The organism is Micromonospora sp. DH13 (genome assembly GCF_020873825.1).
GTDB classification, from domain to species: domain Bacteria; phylum Actinomycetota; class Actinomycetes; order Mycobacteriales; family Micromonosporaceae; genus Micromonospora; species Micromonospora haikouensis.
Genome location: NZ_JAHWGR010000004.1, coordinates 212,447 through 227,947, shown reverse-complemented (window position 1 = coordinate 227,947; position 15,501 = coordinate 212,447). Strand labels below are relative to the sequence as shown.

Here is a 15,501-nt window from a genome sequence, read left to right as displayed (position 1 = left end):
AACTGAACGCCCGGTAAGTATCGACCGCCGGGGCGGCGAGGCCAAGGCGACCAGTCCACCCAAGCGCTGTGAAAAGGTTCACCGCTGCGGGTAGCGTCCGCAATGGGCCAGGTCACGACGGGTAGCGGGAGGTGCCGGATGAGTTATCCACCGCGCGAGCCGGACGAACCGCCATCCCCGTACGAGCCACCGCCGCCCGGCCAGTACGAGCCACCGCCATCGCCGTACGAGCCGCCGCCGGCCGCCCGGTACGAGCCACCGCAGCCCGGACAGTACGGCGGCCCGCCCCCGGGCTACGGGCAGTACGGCCCGCCGGGGCAGGGCCAGTACGGCCCGCCTCCCGGTCAGGGGCGGGGCACCAACGTCCTCGCCGTGCTGTCGCTGGTCTTCGCGTTCGTCTTCGCGCCCGCCGGCATCGTGCTCGGCCACGTGGCCAAGCGGCAGATCCGGCGCACCGGCGAGGACGGCGACCAGCTCGCCACCTGGGGCCTGATCCTCAGCTACATCTTCACCGTGATCGGCCTGATCGCCTGCTGCGGCTGGCTCGGGCTGGTCTTCTGGGGCGGCTCCACGGACGGCAGCTCCTACAACTGATCCGGCCGGAGCCCGGCGGCGGTCGACGGCCCCGGCCGGAGCCCGGCGGCGGTCAGCGGAACTGCGCCTCCCGGACGCTGTTGCCACCGTCGACCACCAGCATCTGCCCCGTGATGTACGACGCGGCCGGCGAGCAGAGGAAGGCGATCGCGGCGGCCACCTCGTCCGGGGTGCCAGGGCGGCCCACCGGCGTGCCGAGGCCCTGCCGGATCTCCGCCACGGTGGAGGCGGCGGTGTGGATGGTGCCGGGGGCCACCGAGTTCACCGTCACCCCGTCGGCGATCATCTCCATCGCCAGCGCCCGGGTCAGCCCCACCACGCCCGCCTTCGCCGCCGCGTACGCCGCCTCGGTGGGCAGGGCGTTCACCGGACCGGCCGTGGCCGCCAGGTTGACGATCCGCCCCCAGCCGCGCTCGGCCATCCCACCGATGAACGCCCGACTGCACAGGAACGCCGTGGTCAGGTTCCGGTCGATCTCGCCGCGCCACTCGTCGTAGCTGAGCTGGGCCACCGGGCGCAGCACCTCCGGGCTGGCCCGGCTCGCCAGGCCGGCGTTGTTGACCAGCACCTCGACGTCGCCGAGCTGCTCGGCCACCGCGTCGGCGAGCGCGCCGACCTCCGACTCGTCGGTGAGATCGGCGACGAACCCGGTCACCCCCAGCTCGCCGGCCCGCTCGTGGATGCGCCGGGTGGTGGAGACGATGGCCACCCGGGCCCCCAGGTCCGCCAGGCGGCGGGCGGTGGCGTACCCGATGCCGTCGGGGCTGCCCGCGCCCGTGACCAGGGCGACCCGGCCGTCGAGCCGCATGGTGACCGGCTCCGGCAGCGCCACCGGGGCGTCCTCGTCGGCCGGGCCGGCCCCGGTGGTGGGGCGGCTGCGCCGGGTCATGCCCGGGCGGCTCACGTCCCGTCGTGGTCGGCTGCCGGAGCGGTCCGCGGCGCGCGCGTCGATTGCCATGCCGCGATCCTGCCGGTTCGCCCTGCTCCGGGCAACGCGGCACCCGGTGACGGACGCCGCGTTTTGGGTGGTCCTGGCTACCCTGACCGCGCACCCTCGACGAGACGCGGAGAGAAGCCATGACCTACCCCCCACCGGCCGACGGTCCGAGCGACCCCTGGTCCCAGCCGTCCACACCGCCGGTCGACCCGACGCTGCCGACGAGCGGGCAGCCGATCGGCGGTGACCCGTACGCGCCGGCCGACCCGTACGCGGGGATGAAGATGGAGCAGGCCGCGCCGGTCGCCGACCCCTACGCCGCGCCCGGCTACGCCCCGGCCGGCTACCCGGCGGCGGGCTACCCGGGGTACGGGTACCCGCCGCCGCCGAGGACCAACGGGATGGCCATCGCGGCGCTGGTGCTCGCCCTCGTCGGCATCGGCTCCTGCATCACCGCGCCGATCGGCGCGATCCTCGGGCACGTGGCCCGCAAGCAGATCCGCGAGACGGGCGAGGGCGGCGAGGGGATGGCGAAGGCGGCCATCATCGTCGGCTGGATCCTGACCGGCCTGATGGTGCTGGCGATCCTCTTCTACGTGGTGCTGATCGTCATCGCCATCACCACGAGCGATTCCGGCAGCGGAACCAGCTACGGCTACTGACCGGCCCGGTGCCGTCCCCGGTCGGGGGCGGCACCGTAGCCCGCCGGCTCTCAGCTCACGGAGCGTCGGTCCCTCGACGGGGCGGTCGGCGGCGTCGGGTCACTCGGCGGGCGGCGTGAAGCGCGACGTGCGGGTCATGCCGGCCGCCCGGCCCTTGGCGGCGATCACCAGGGCCATCTTGCGGGACGCCTCGTCGATCATCTCGTCGCCGAGCATGACCGCGCCGAGCCGGCCGCCGGCCTCCGAGGTGTAGTGCTCGTACGCGTCGAGGATCAGCTCGGCGTGGTCGTAGTCGGCCTGGGCCGGCGAGTAGACCTCGTTGGCGGCGTCGATCTGGCCGGGGTGCAGCACCCACTTGCCGTCGAAGCCCAGCGCGGCCGAGCGCTTCGCCACCTCGCGGAACGCGTCGGTGTCCCGGATCTGCAGGAACGGGCCGTCGATGGCCTGCAGGTCGTGCATCCGGGCGGCCATCAGGATGCGCATCAGGATGTAGTGGTAGGGGTCGCCCGGGTAGTCCGGCATGAGCCCGCCGACCACCAGCGACCTCATGTTGATCGAGGCCATGAAGTCGGCCGGGCCGAAGATGATCGTCTCGACGCGGGGCGAGGCGGCGGCGATGGCGTCGACGTTGACCAGCCCGGCCGCGTTCTCGATCTGCGCCTCGATGCCGATCCGGCCGACCGGCAGGCCGAGGGTCTTCTCCAGCTGGGTGAGCGTCAGGTCCAACCACTGCACCTGGGCGGCGTCCTGCACCTTGGGCAGCATGACGCAGTCCAGGTGCGCGCCGGCCCCCTCCACGACGTCGATCACGTCCCGGTACGTCCACGGGGTGGTCAGGTCGTTGACCCGGACCACCCGGGTCTTGCCGGCCCAGTCGCCCTCGTTGAGGGCAGCCACGATGTTCTTGCGCGCGTCCGGCTTGGCCAGCGGCGCGACGGCGTCCTCCAGGTCGAGGAAGACCTGGTCGGCGGGGAGGCCCTGGGCCTTGCCGAGCATTTTGACGCTGGAGCCCGGCACGGCGAGGCAGGACCGGCGGGGACGACCGGCGGCGGTCATGGAGCCTCCTTCCGGCGCGGCGGGCAGGCCGACGCCACCTGTTCGGCAAGCGGATGACTGAACGATCGCAAAGGTGCTTGTGACGCCACGGTAGCCTCGTGCCGTGACTGGGGTGAATGGGCCTGTGGAGGATCTCACGGGGCGGCGCACCGTGGTGGTGACGGGCGCCAGCTCCGGCATCGGCCTCGCCGCCGCGGTGGAGCTGGCCCGCCGGGGCGACCGGGTGGTGCTGGTCGGGCGGGACCCGGCCCGGCTCCAGGCCGCGGGCGAGCGGGTGCGGGAGGCCAGCGGCGAGCGGCCCGAGCTGTTCCGGGCCGACTACGCGGTCCTCGACGACGTGCGGGGGCTCGCCGAGCGGCTGCGCGCCGCGTACGACCGGATCGACGTGCTGGCCAACAACGCCGGCGCGATCGTGCTGCGCCCGGTGACCACGGTCGACGGGTTCGAGCTGTCCATGCAGGCCAACCACCTCGCGCCGTTCCTGCTCAGCACCCTGCTGCGGGACCGGGTGGGCCGGCTGGTGGTGACCGCCTCCGGCGCGCACCGCAGCGGCGTCCTCGACCCCGACGACCTCAACGCCGCCCTGCGCGGCTACCGCTCGATGCGCGCGTACGGCACCAGCAAGCAGGCGAACATCCTGTTCACCGGCGAGGCGGCCCGGCGCTGGCCGGACATCCCGGCGTACTGCTTCCACCCGGGCGTGGTGCGGACCCGGTTCGGCGCGGACAGCCGGCTGGTCGCCCTCGGCATGCGGATCATGCCGTTCCGCAGCCCGGAAAAGGGCGCGGAGACCCTGGTCTGGCTGGCCAACCAGGATCCGGCCCGGCTGGTCGACGGCGGCTACTACGCCGACCGTCGACCCCGCCGACCGCTGCGCAAGGCCACCGACCCGCAGCTCGCCGCCCGGCTCTGGGAGGCCAGCGCGAAGGCGGTCGGCGTCGAGCCGTGACCCGGGGCTACTGCTTGGCGTGGCTAGGCCCCGTGCCGGTGTCGGCTGCCAGCGGGGCCGCGGCGACCGGGAGCGGGGCGGGGACGGTGCGGCGACCGGCGCGGGACCCGCCGAGCACCACCACCGTGACGCCGGCCAGGATCAGCGCGAGCCCCGGCAGCGCGCCGACCCGGGGCAGCTGGCCGAGCCAGGCCCAGGCGATCAGGGCCGCCCCGGGCGCCTCCAGCAGGATCAGCATGCTGACCGTGGTCGCGGAGACCCGCCGCAGCGCATAGTTGAACATCGAGTGGCCGAGCAGCTGGGCCCCGGCCACCAGGCCGAGGATCGCCAGCCAGGTGCCGGTGTCGTAGCCGCCCAGCGGCACGCCGCCGACCAGGCAGACGACCAGCAGGATCAGCGCGCATACCCCGTAGCAGATGGTGGTGTAGGTGGTGGTGCTGACGGTGACCCGGGCCCGTTCCCCGAGGGCGGTGTAGACCGCCGCGAACAGGCCGCCGGCCACCGCGAGCAGGTCGCCGGCGAACGCCCGGCCGGAGACGGCGAAGTCGGCCCCGGAGGCGAGCACCGCCCCGGCGACCGCCACCGCGATGCCGACCCAGACGGCCGGCGGCAGCCGCCGGCCCTGGCCCCGGGCGATCAGCCCCTGCCAGGCCGGCTGGGTGGCGACCAGGGCGACGGCGGCGGCGACCGAGGTGAGCTGGACGCTCGGCATCCAGGTCGCGAAGTGGGCGGCCAGCGCCACCCCCGACAACACGCACAACCAGCCCTCGCGCCGGCCGGCAACCGCCGGTGCGCGCCCGTCGCGGCCCGTAGCTGCGGGCCCCTCGCGGCCCGCGCCCGCCAGCCCCTCGCGACCCGTGCCCGACCGGGTCAGCGCCCGGAACTCCGCCCGCCGCCGGGCCAGCGCGAACGGGCCCAGCACCCCGACGGCGAGCAGGTTGCGCCAGAAGGCGATCGCCAGGGCGGGCGCGGCGGCGAAGGCGACCAGCGGCGCGGACGACGAGACCGCGAGGACGGCCAGGGCGAGGACCCCGCCGGTCAGGGGGCCCACCGGGCGGTGGTGGTGAGGGACGGGCACGGGAAGCAATCCTTACACGAGCAGCGCGACGACCACCCGTCACCACAGAACGTCAGCGTTCGATTACGATCGTCACATCCGCCGGCGACCCTCCCCCTCGACGTCCGGAGGCACTCCCCCATGCCCGTTTTTCGTGCGGTGCTGTTCGACTTCTTCGGCACGCTCACCCGTTGCGTGCAACGCGGTGCGGCCCACCGGTCCACCGCCGAGCTGCTCGGCTGCCCGGTCGACGCGCTCGTCGACGTGCTCGACCGCAGCTACTACCAGCGGGCCAGCGGGCGGTTCGGCGACGCCGTGGCGACCCTGCGCTGGGTGTGCGCGCAGGCGGGCGTACACCCGCCGGAGAGTGCGCTGCGCGCGGCCGTCGCCGCCCGGCAGCGGGCGGTCCGCGCGGACACCCGGCTGCGCGACGAGGCGGTGCCCGTGCTGACGGCGCTGCGCGCGGCGGGCGTACGCACCGGCCTGGTCAGCGACTGCACCCACGAGCTGCCGGAGTTCCTGCCGCAGCTGGCCGTGGCCCCGCTGCTCGACGTGCGGGTCTTCTCGGTGCAGCTCGGGCGCTGCAAGCCCGACCCGGCGCTCTACCTGTCGGCGTGCGGCCCGCTCGGCCTGTCCCCGGGCGACTGCCTGTACGTCGGCGACGGCGGCAGCCAGGAGCTCACCGGCGCGCGGCGGGCCGGCATGACGGCGGTGCGGCTGGCCGCCCCGGACCTCGCCGAGCACATGGTCTTCAACGCCGAACCGGCCTGGGACGGGCCGGAGCTGGGCTCGCTGAGCGACGTCCTCGACCTGGTGGACCCGGTCGCCGTGCCGGCCTGACCCGCCTGCGGCGGGCCGGTCAGCGGCGGCGGACGCGGTGCAGCCGGAACGGTCGGCGGGTGGCCCGGACCACCGGGGTCGCCCGGGGCGGCTCCGCCAGCGAGGCGTCCGGCAGCCGGTCCCCGGCGGCCGGTTCGCCGGCCGGGGTGAGCCGGACCAGGGCGCAGTCGTCGGCGGCCCACCGCTGCACCAGGTCGGCCGCGGAACCGGGGGCGTTGAGCCGCTTGGCGGCGACCGCCGGGGCCAGGGCCGTCCACTCCTCGGTGCCCGGGGCCAGCCGGGTCACCCGGGCCGGCCAGGTGACGATCCGGCCGCCGTGGTCGCCGCGCAGCGTCACCTGCGCCTCGGCCGCCTCCGCGAGCCCGGGCGCGGCCTGCTCGCCGGGGCCGCTCACGACCAGGAGCGACCCTGGCGACGGTACGCACCACAGCGCCCGCGCCGGCCCGCCCGCGACGCCCACCCAGGCGACGGCGGCCTTCTTCACCGCCTCGTCGACCAGGGGCGTGCCGATTCGCCCGTCCACCTCGTCAGTCACCCCGGCATCCTCCCGCATGCCCACCTGCCCGCGCGAGCGTACGGCGACGCCGTCCCGCCCATCGCTGGTGAGAGGGGTTCCCTTCTCTACCGCAGGCGTTAACAGGGGGCCCTTCCTTACACCTCAGCCGACGAAGGGTGGGACGGCGATCTCGCCGCGCGCCACCGGCATCACGTCGCCGCGCACCGTCGCACCGACCGCCGCACCGCCGGCCGCGGTGACCGTGCACGCCAGCAGGGACGGGCGGCGCAGCTCGGCGCCCTGCCGGACGGTGTAGGAGGAGCGCCCCTCGCCGGGGAGCAGCCCGCTGGCGACCAGCCACACGCCGAGCCCGAGGGCGGCCGAGCCGGTCGCCGGGTCCTCCGGCACGCCGTGCCCGGGGACGAAGACGCGGGCGTGCGCGGTTTGCGAGTCGGCGTCCCAGGAGAAGACGCTGATGTGTTCGAGGCCGTACCGCTGCGCCGCCGCCGGGTCGACCCGGGCGCGGGCCACCGCGTCCGGCCGCACCGGCAGGTACGGGAACTCCAGCCCGCACCCGGCGACCCGGGGCGGTGGGCCGGCGTGGTCGGCGGCGGTGAGGCCGGCCATCTCCAGCAGCGGCTCCAGGTCCAGCTCGGGCCCGAGCGTCGGCACGCCGCCGGTCAGCGTCGCGCCGTGCGCGGTGACCTCGATCGGCAGCACCCCGGCCCCGCACTCCTGGGTGATCTGCCCCACGCCGAACAGGCCCCGGCGGCTCGCGGTCACCGCCGCGCCGACGCTGGGATGGCCGGCGAACGGCAGCTCGTCGGTGGGAGTGAAGATCCGCGCCCGGTAGGTGGCCCCGACCTGGGTCGGCGGCAGCACGAACACCGTCTCGGACAGGTTGAACTCCAACGCGAGCGACTGCATCTGTTCGGTGGCCAGCCCCTCGGCGCCGAACACGACGGCAAGCGGGTTGCCGGCGAACGGGCGGTCGGTGAAGACGTCCACGATCTCGTAGGCCAAGGTCGACATGTTGATAAACAGTAGGCGCTTAGGCTGGTGCCCGTGAGCACGCCGAACCGGGTCTACATCGCCCGACTCGCCGGAGTCGCCGTCTTCGACCCGAACGGCGACCAGGTGGGTCGGGTGCGCGACGCGGTGGCCCGGCTCCGGCCCACCCAGCGCCCGCCGGAGGTGGTGGGTCTGGTCGCCGAGATGCCGATGCGCCGGCGGATCTTCCTGTCGATCAACCGGATCACCACCATCGACGCCGACGCGGTGGTGCTCGGCAGCGGCACGCTCAACCTGCGCCGGTTCGAGAAGCGCCCCAACGAGCTGCTGGTGCTCCAGGAGCTGCTGGACCGGCGCGTGCAGCTCGACCCGGGCGGCCAGCCCGGGTCGGTGGTCGACGTGGCCATGGAGCGCAGCCGGGGCGGCGAGTGGTCGCTGACCCGCGTCGCCGTCCGCGAGCACACCGGCCGGCTCACCCGCCGCGGCCACCTGCACCAGGTCGAGTGGGACCGGGTGCGCGGCCTCAGCGGCATCGGCGAGAACCGGGGTACGGCGAACCTGCTCGCCGTCCTGGAGGACATGCGCCCGGCCGACCTGGCCAACGCCCTGCAGGACCTGCCGGACAGCCGGCGCAACGAGGTGGCGGCGGCGCTGGACGACGAGCGGCTGGCCGACGTACTCAGCGAGCTGCCCGAGCACGACCAGGTGGAGATCCTCGCCGCGCTGGACCGGGAGCGGGCCGCTGACGTGCTGGAGGAGATGGACCCGGACGACGCCGCCGACCTGCTCAACGAGCTTCCCCCGACCGAGCAGGACGTGCTGCTGGACCTGATGGAGCCCGGCGAGGCCGACCCGGTCCGTCAGCTGCTCAAGTACTCGTCGGGCACGGCGGGCAGCGTGATGACCTCCGAGCCGGTGATCCTCCCGCCGGACGCCACGGTCGCCGAGGCGCTGGCCCGGATCCGGGAGGAGCAGCTCTCCCCGGCCGTGGCCGCGCAGGTCTTCGTGACCCGTGCGCCGCTGACCACCCCGACCGGCCGCTACCTGGGCATGGTGCACTTCCAGCGGCTGCTGCGGGAGCCACCGGCCGACCTCCTCGGCGGGGTGGTGGTCAACGACATCGACCCGCTGCGCCCGGCCACCCCGCTGCCGGAGATCACCCGCCGGATGGCCACGTACGACCTGGTCGCCATGCCGGTGGTGGACCGCAACAACCGGCTCGTCGGCGCGGTGACCGTCGATGACGTGCTGGACCACTCGTTGCCGCGCGACTGGCGGGACCGGGACGCCCCGACCGCCCCCGCGCCGGTGCACGAGGTGCTGGACGGCGACGATGAGTGAGCAGCGGCGGGCGGAGCGGCTGGACCAGCCGCGCGAGCCCCGGGGCGTGAAGCTGCCCCGGTTCGACCCGGAGGCGTTCGGCCGGTGGTCCGAGGGGATCGCCCGGGGCATGGGCACGGCGAACTTCATCGTCTACATGACGGTGGTGATCGCCGCCTGGTTCGGCTGGAACACCCTGGCCCCGGCGGACCTGCGCTTCGACCCGTACACCTTCACGTTCCTGACCCTGGTGCTCTCCCTCCAGGCGTCCTACGCGGCGCCGCTGATCCTGCTCGCGCAGAACCGGCAGACGGACCGGGACCGGGTGGCGCTGGAGGAGGACCGGCGGCGCGCGACCATGCAGAAGGCGGACACCGAGTACCTGGCCCGGGAGGTCGCGGCGCTGCGGATCGCGCTGGGCGAGGTGGCGACGCGGGACTTCCTCCGTTCGGAGCTGGCCCGACTGGCCGAGGAGCTGGACGAGGCCGCCCAGCGCCGGCAGAAGCTGGAACGCCGGCAGCAGGAGCGTCCGGCGCAGGAGCGCCCGCCGCCGCGCGGGGGTGGGGCGCACCTCGACGAGCCCCTCGACGAGCTGGACGGCGACTTCGCCCGGGGCGGCCGTCCGGAGGGGTCGACCGGCGGGCGCTGACCAGCCTGCCGGGCCTGGTGAACAGGGCTGGTGGGCGCGCTGACCAGGCCGGGTGGGCCATCGATTCGCTCACACCGGGGCCCGCCGACGGCCGGCACCTATCGCCCCCGACGTAGCATTGCGGGCATGTCAGCACCCGTCAGCACCGTCGAGGACGCCGTCCAGGCCGCCCTGGCCACCGTCGACGACCCGGAGATCCGCCGGCCCATCACCGACCTCGGCATGGTCCGCTCCGCCCAGGTCGGCGACGACGGCGTGGTCCGGGTCGAGCTGCTGCTCACCGTGGCCGGCTGCCCGCTGAAGGACAAGCTGCGCGCCGACATCACCGCCGCCGTCGGCGCGGTGCCCGGGGTGACCGGGGTGGAGATCGAGTTCGGGGTGATGAGCCCCGAGCAGCGCCAGGGTCTCCAGGCGAAGCTGCGCGGGGGTTCCGCCACCGAGGAGCCGGTGATCCCGTTCGCCCAGCCCGGCTCCCGCACCCGCGTGTACGCGGTCGCCAGCGGCAAGGGCGGCGTCGGCAAGTCCAGTGTCACGGTGAACCTGGCCGCCGCGCTGGCCGCCCGGGGGTTGAACGTCGGCGTCGTCGACGCGGACATCTACGGCCACTCGGTGCCCCGGATGCTCGGCGCGGACGGTCGCCCGACCCGGGTGGAGGACCTGATCATGCCGCCGCAGGCGCACGGCGTGAAGGTGATCTCGATCGGCATGTTCACCTCGGGCAACGCGGCCGTGGTGTGGCGCGGCCCGATGCTGCACCGGGCGTTGCAGCAGTTCCTCGCCGACGTCTACTGGGGCGACCTGGACGTGCTCCTGCTCGACCTGCCCCCGGGCACCGGCGACGTGGCCATCTCGCTGGCCCAGCTGCTGCCGAACGCCGAGATCCTGGTGGTCACCACGCCGCAGGCCGCCGCCGCCGAGGTGGCCGAACGGGCCGGCGCGATCGCCCTCCAGACGCACCAGCGGGTGGTCGGCGTGATCGAGAACATGTCGTGGCTGGAACTGCCGGACGGCTCCCGGATGGAGGTCTTCGGCTCCGGCGGCGGCACGACCGTGGCCGAGTCGCTGACCCGGACGATCGGGGCACAGGTGCCGCTGCTCGGGCAGATCCCGCTGGACACCCGGGTCCGGGAGGCCGGCGACGCCGGCAACCCGATCGTGCTGGCCGAGCCGGATTCGCCGGCTGCGAAGGCCCTCGGTCAGGTCGCCGACCGGCTCGCGGTGCGGCGGGAGTCGCTGCTCGGTAAGCCCCTCGGCCTGAAGCCGGCCGGCCGCTGACGGTCGGCCGCTGACGGCTGGCCGCTGACGGTCGGCCGTTTCCGCCGGTGGCGATGGCCACCCGGCGGGCCGGCCCCTCGGCGCTCCCGGCGGGATGACTCGTCTCGCCGCATAGGGAGCTGAGTCGAATACGACATCAGCCGATCTCGCCGGGACAGCGTGGGTCGACCGGCGGACCGCCGGCACGATCCTTCTGATCACCCGGTCCCGGCGGCAGGGCGGTGATGTCGTATCTGACTCAGCTCCCTATGCGCCGACCTGTGCATCGGCCGCCACGCGGGCCGGAGGCCGGGGGCGGGGTTCCGACCGGGAGGCGCGCCCCACCGGCGACGAAGGCCGGGGTCAGGTGGCGTCGTCGTAGCTGGCCGTGCGGGGGGCCGGGGCCGTGCCGCCGGAGGTGGCCGTGACCGCGCCGCCCGAGGCCGTCGACTTCAGGTCGACCGCCTTGGCCACGTCCTTCAGGTCGTCGTGCACGGCGGTGACGTCCGCGCGGAGGCTGTCGTAGACGCCCTGCAGCGGCTTCCGGATCGCCTGCTCGTCCTCCTCGCTGAGCAGGTGCTTGCGGATGAACGCCTTCGGGTGCAGGTCCTCCAGCTGGATGTCGGTGCCCAGCTCACGGCTCAGGTCGCCGGTCGCGTTGCGGGCCATGGCGCGCAGGTTACGGACCATGCGCAGCCCGTCGCTGATCACGTTGGGCAGCCGGTCACCGAAGATCAGCAGCGCCAGGAGCAGCAGCGCGGCGATCTCCCACCAGTTGAGGTTCTCGAACACTGCTGGGCCTCCTCGTGGGCATCAGGCCAAGCGTACGCAGGTGAAGGCTCCTCGGGGAGGGGCCGGTGGGTCTCACTTGACGTCCGCGGCGAGCGTCACCGAGGCGTTCTGCCGGCTCGAACCGCGCCGGTACTCCACGGTCACCACGGACCCCGGCGCGAACTTGCGTACCAGGGCGATCAGGTCGGTCGGGTCGGTCATCGGGCGGCCGGCGAGCCGCAGGATCACGTCCCCCGCCCGCAGCCCGGCCCCGGCCGCCGGGCCCGACGGCTCCACCGACGCCAGGCGTACGCCGCCGGTGCCGCCGCTGGCCGCGCCGGTGCCGCCGACCTGGGCGCCGATGACCGTACGGCGGGCCTTGCCGGTGCCGATGATGTCCTGGGTGACCCGCTTCGCCTGGTTGATCGGGATGGCGAAGGCGAGCCCGATGTTGCCGGCCTCCTGCCCGTCGGCCACCAGCGACTTGATCGTCGAGTTCACCCCGATCACCCGGCCGGCCGAGTCCACCAGCGGGCCGCCGGAGTTGCCGTGGTTGACCGCGGCGTCGGTCTGGATGGCCGCGTAGTAGCGGGTCGGCCCGCCCGGGTCGCCCGCCTGCATCGTCCGGTCCAGGGCGCTCACGATGCCGGCGGTCACCGTGTTGGCCAGGGACAGCGGCGAGCCGATGGCCAGCACCGGGTCGCCGACGGCGAGGGCGTCGGAGTCACCGAACTCCACCGGCCGCAGGTTTGTGGCGGAGGCCACCTTGATCACCGCGATGTCGGACTCCGGGTCCTGGCCGACGACGCTGGCGGCGGCGGTGCTGCCGTCGTTGAACACCACCGACGCCTTGCCGGTGCCCCCGGCGACGACGTGGTCGTTGGTGATCACGTAGCCGTCGGCGCTGACGATGAAGCCGGAACCCTCGCTCGTCCCGCCCAGGCTGGCCACCCGGACGGTGACCACGCTGGGCAGCACGCGTTGGGCTACCCCGGCCAGCGACTCCGGCTTGCGCTGGGCCAGCGCCGGGGCCTCGGCGGAACCGGCACCGAGCACCGGGCCGCCGGCCGCGCCGCCGCGCACCGCGAAGGCGTACCCCAGGGCACCGCCGAGGGTCCCGGCGAGCAGCGCGGTGATCAGCGGGATGAGCAGCAGTTGGCGCAGCGTCGGCCGGCCCGGCGCGTCCGGGTCGACGACCGGCTCCGGCTCCGCGGCACCGTCGACGGGGCCGGGCACCACCACCGCCGCCGGGGCGTACGGGTCGCGCCACGGGTCGGCGAGCGCGTCGGACCACCAGGGCGAGGTCGCGGAACCCTGGTGGACGCCGTCGGGCGCCGTCGGCGGCCCGGCCGGCGGCGCACCGGCCCCCGGCGGTGCCGCCGGAGTCGGAGCTCCCCCGGGCTGGCGCCAGTCCCAGCCGTCGGTCACGTCGGTGCCTCCCAGTCGTCCCCGGCCCCCTCGCCCCGGGCCGGCAGGGCTGGCCGGTCCGACGACGGGGATACCGCATCCAGGATTACACGAATGCCGCGAGTGCAGTCAGCGGTTGCGGTGCGTGACCGGCCGGTGGGAACCGCCCGATCGGGCACGTTCCACCGTGATCGTCGGGCACCGGACTCGCGGCTGCGCCCGTTCGCCCCCGCCTCTAGGCTCATACCGCCAACCCGCCCCCGACGGAGGTGTCCCATCGCCACGGCCGCCAGTTCCGGCAGCTCGACGACCCCGGCGTCGCAGTTCGCCGAGTCGTACGTCACCGAGGATCTCGTGCTGCGGACCGCCCGCAGCCTCGCCCGCGAGGTGGGCCTCGACGCGGTGACCCCGGGCACGGGGGCGGCCCTGCGGCTGCTCGCCGCCGCCGGGAGCGCGCGGGCGGTGGTCGAGATCGGCACCGGCACCGGCGTGAGCGGCGTGTGGTTGCTGCGGGGCATGCGCGCCGACGGCGTCCTCACCACCATCGACGTCGAGGTGGAACACCAGCGGATCGCCCGTCGGATCTTCGCCGAGGCGGGCTTCCCCTCCGGGCGCACCCGCATCATCACGGGGCGGGCGCTGGAGGTGCTGCCCCGGCTCGCCGACGGCGCGTACGACATGGTCTTCGTCGACACCGAGGCCACCAACTTCAGCTCCTGCGTGGCCGCGGCGCTGCGGCTGCTGCGCCGCGGCGGGGTGCTCGCCCTGCACGGCACGCTGGCCGACGGCCGGATCGGCGATCCCGCGGCCCGGGACGTGGAGACGGTGACCACCCGGGAGACGATCAAGGCGCTCCGGGAGTCCGAGGACTGGACGCCGGCGCTGCTCCCGGTCGGTCACGGCCTGCTCGCCGCCGTGAAGTGCTGAGTCACGCCGCCCGCCGCGCGAAGCCCTGAGCCGCCCCCGCCGCCGGGGAGGCGCACGTCACCCGAGGGTGGCCAGCCAGCGCAGCAGGCCGCGCACCCCCCAGCCGGTGGCGCCGCGGGTCAGCTCGGCGGCGTCGCCGTCGGCCCAGGAGGGCGCGGACATGTCGACGTGCAGCCAGCGCTGCCGCAGGTCACCGGTGAACTCACGCAGGTAGAGCGCGGCCAGCACCGACCCGCCGCCGGAGTTCGGGGCGCTGTAGAGGTCGGCCACGTCGCTGCCCAGGTATTCGACGTAGTCGGCCGGCAGCGGCATCCGCCAGGCCGACTCACCGGCCGCGTCGATCGCGGCCAGCACGTCGGCGGCCAGCTCGTCGTTGTCGGAGTAGAGCGCGCCGGTGCGCTTGCCGAGCGCCACCATGTTCGCCCCGGTCAGCGTCGCCAGGTCGATCAGCAGGTCGGGCTTGAGCTCGGCGACGGCGTACGCCAGCGCGTCGGCGAGCACCAGCCGCCCCTCGGCGTCGGAGTTGGTGGTCTCGCTGGTCACGCCGCCGTAGTGGGTGATGACGTCGCCGGGGCGGAACGCCGACCCGCTGACCGCGTTCTCCGCCAGCGGCGCCAGGGTGGTGATCCGGACCGGCAGCCGCAGCGCGGCCGCGCCCAACGTGGCGGCGACGACGGCGGCGGCCCCGGCCATGTCCTTGCGCATCAGCTTCATGGCGGGCACCGGCTTGATGGAGATGCCGCCGGTGTCGAAGGTGATCCCTTTGCCGACCAGGACGACGTGGGTGCGCGCGTCGGCGGGGTGCCAGTCCAGCTCGACCAGGCGCGGGCCGCTGGCGGAGCCGCCGCCGACGGCGAGGATGCCACCGAAGCCCTCGGCGGCCAGTTCGTCGGGCTGCCGGACCCGCAGCCGCAGGTCGGGTCGGCCGGCCACGGCGGCCTCGACCTGCTCGGCGAACCACTGCGGGTTCTTCACCGAGGACGGGGTGTTGGTCAGGTCCCGGGCCAGGCGGGTCATCCGGGCGGTGACCTCGGCCCGTTCGACCACGTCCGCGTACGCGGTCGGGTCACCGACGGCGACGTCGACGCCGGCCAGCGCCGGGGACTCGCCGGCCTCGGTGAGCCGGAAACGGTACGACGCCAGCAGCAGCCCCTCGACGAGGCCGCGCACCGCGTCGGGCTCGACATCGACCGGCATCATGATCGTGAGATGTGTCTCACCGGACGCCGCCCGGGCCAGCGCGGCCCCTGCCGCCCGCCATCCGGACTCGTCGCCGTCACCCGCGCCGACCAGCAACAGCCGCGCCGGGACCCGCCCCGGCCGCAGGTGGACGTGCACCTCGCCGGCCCGCCCGGTGGCCCGGGCCGCCGGGACCAGGGCGGCGGCCTCGGCCAGCACGTCGTCGGCGAGCGCCGGCAGGCCGGGCAGCACCGTCGCCCCCTGCGCGCCGTCCTCGGCCGTGCCGGCGGGTCGGATGGGCAGGGCCAGGGCGTCGGACCGCTCGGGCCCACCCACCAGGCGGATGGCAAGCACGCTGGAACGACCTCCAGATGGGTCGGAAGAGGGCCCGG

At 74.8% G+C, this 15,501-nt stretch carries 16 protein-coding genes; 8 read left to right on the top strand and 8 right to left on the bottom strand.

The features are described from left to right. Nucleotides 1-138: 138 nt before the first annotated feature. Nucleotides 139-594, top strand: coding sequence for a DUF4190 domain-containing protein (locus LPA42_RS05820; protein ID WP_077936003.1), 456 nt, complete (start codon nucleotides 139-141; stop codon nucleotides 592-594). A 52-nt stretch (nucleotides 595-646) separates the two neighbouring features. On the opposite strand, the gene LPA42_RS05815 is transcribed toward LPA42_RS05820, so the two are convergent. Beyond that, nucleotides 647-1,552, bottom strand: coding sequence for an SDR family NAD(P)-dependent oxidoreductase (locus LPA42_RS05815; protein ID WP_077936002.1), 906 nt, complete (start codon nucleotides 1,550-1,552; stop codon nucleotides 647-649). A 119-nt stretch (nucleotides 1,553-1,671) separates the two neighbouring features. On the opposite strand from LPA42_RS05815, the gene LPA42_RS05810 reads away from it, so the two are divergent. Further along, complete coding sequence (locus tag LPA42_RS05810) at nucleotides 1,672-2,193, top strand: DUF4190 domain-containing protein (protein WP_077936001.1); 522 nt, start codon at nucleotides 1,672-1,674, stop codon at nucleotides 2,191-2,193. Nucleotides 2,194-2,292: 99 nt separating this feature from the next. Here LPA42_RS05810 and LPA42_RS05805 read toward each other — a convergent pair whose 3' ends face one another. Beyond that, nucleotides 2,293-3,249, bottom strand: a complete 957-nt coding sequence (locus LPA42_RS05805) for a CoA ester lyase (protein ID WP_077936000.1) — start codon at nucleotides 3,247-3,249, stop codon at nucleotides 2,293-2,295. Nucleotides 3,250-3,373: 124 nt separating this feature from the next. On the opposite strand from LPA42_RS05805, the gene LPA42_RS05800 reads away from it, so the two are divergent. Continuing rightward, nucleotides 3,374-4,198: an SDR family NAD(P)-dependent oxidoreductase gene (locus LPA42_RS05800; RefSeq protein WP_077935999.1), complete on the top strand. Its 825-nt coding sequence runs from the start codon at nucleotides 3,374-3,376 to the stop codon at nucleotides 4,196-4,198. A gap of 7 nt (nucleotides 4,199-4,205) precedes the next feature. Here LPA42_RS05800 and LPA42_RS05795 read toward each other — a convergent pair whose 3' ends face one another. Next, nucleotides 4,206-5,276 (bottom strand): DMT family transporter, encoded by a 1,071-nt coding sequence (locus LPA42_RS05795; RefSeq protein WP_077935998.1) that lies wholly within the window; start codon nucleotides 5,274-5,276, stop codon nucleotides 4,206-4,208. 120 nt (nucleotides 5,277-5,396) lie between these two features. Between LPA42_RS05795 and LPA42_RS05790 the strand changes: the two genes are divergently transcribed. After that, nucleotides 5,397-6,095, top strand: coding sequence for an HAD family hydrolase (locus LPA42_RS05790; protein WP_077935997.1), 699 nt, complete (start codon nucleotides 5,397-5,399; stop codon nucleotides 6,093-6,095). Nucleotides 6,096-6,114: 19 nt separating this feature from the next. On the opposite strand, the gene LPA42_RS05785 is transcribed toward LPA42_RS05790, so the two are convergent. Then, entirely contained in the window at nucleotides 6,115-6,648 is a 534-nt protein-coding gene (locus LPA42_RS05785) for a hypothetical protein (RefSeq protein WP_096761573.1), read from the bottom strand. 105 nt (nucleotides 6,649-6,753) lie between these two features. Beyond that, nucleotides 6,754-7,623, bottom strand: coding sequence for a PhzF family phenazine biosynthesis protein (locus LPA42_RS05780; RefSeq protein WP_043961733.1), 870 nt, complete (start codon nucleotides 7,621-7,623; stop codon nucleotides 6,754-6,756). Between the two features lie 33 nt (nucleotides 7,624-7,656). Between LPA42_RS05780 and LPA42_RS05775 the strand changes: the two genes are divergently transcribed. From LPA42_RS05775 to LPA42_RS05765, 3 genes are all read left to right on the top strand, one after another. After that, nucleotides 7,657-8,943, top strand: coding sequence for a CBS domain-containing protein (locus tag LPA42_RS05775; protein ID WP_077936016.1), 1,287 nt, complete (start codon nucleotides 7,657-7,659; stop codon nucleotides 8,941-8,943). Beyond that, nucleotides 8,936-9,571 carry a DUF1003 domain-containing protein gene (locus LPA42_RS05770; protein WP_077935995.1) on the top strand — a complete coding sequence of 212 codons (636 nt, stop codon included), beginning with the start codon at nucleotides 8,936-8,938 and terminating at the stop codon, nucleotides 9,569-9,571. Before LPA42_RS05775 ends, LPA42_RS05770 begins: the two co-directional genes overlap by 8 nt. A gap of 126 nt (nucleotides 9,572-9,697) precedes the next feature. Next, nucleotides 9,698-10,846, top strand: coding sequence for an Mrp/NBP35 family ATP-binding protein (locus LPA42_RS05765; RefSeq protein WP_077935994.1), 1,149 nt, complete (start codon nucleotides 9,698-9,700; stop codon nucleotides 10,844-10,846). A gap of 342 nt (nucleotides 10,847-11,188) precedes the next feature. Here LPA42_RS05765 and LPA42_RS05760 read toward each other — a convergent pair whose 3' ends face one another. Then, the gene (locus LPA42_RS05760) at nucleotides 11,189-11,617 is read right to left on the bottom strand and encodes a preprotein translocase subunit TatB (RefSeq protein WP_077935993.1); all 429 of its coding nucleotides are present in this window, start codon (nucleotides 11,615-11,617) and stop codon (nucleotides 11,189-11,191) included. A gap of 72 nt (nucleotides 11,618-11,689) precedes the next feature. Then, nucleotides 11,690-13,039 (bottom strand): S1C family serine protease, encoded by a 1,350-nt coding sequence (locus LPA42_RS05755; protein ID WP_176734311.1) that lies wholly within the window; start codon nucleotides 13,037-13,039, stop codon nucleotides 11,690-11,692. A 240-nt stretch (nucleotides 13,040-13,279) separates the two neighbouring features. Here LPA42_RS05755 and LPA42_RS05750 point away from each other — a divergent pair, with 240 nt between their 5' ends. Further along, nucleotides 13,280-13,930, top strand: a complete 651-nt coding sequence (locus LPA42_RS05750) for an O-methyltransferase (protein WP_255378719.1) — start codon at nucleotides 13,280-13,282, stop codon at nucleotides 13,928-13,930. A gap of 57 nt (nucleotides 13,931-13,987) precedes the next feature. On the opposite strand, the gene LPA42_RS05745 is transcribed toward LPA42_RS05750, so the two are convergent. Further along, nucleotides 13,988-15,463 carry a M17 family metallopeptidase gene (locus LPA42_RS05745; protein ID WP_077935991.1) on the bottom strand — a complete coding sequence of 492 codons (1,476 nt, stop codon included), beginning with the start codon at nucleotides 15,461-15,463 and terminating at the stop codon, nucleotides 13,988-13,990. Between the last annotated feature and the right edge of the window lie 38 nt (nucleotides 15,464-15,501).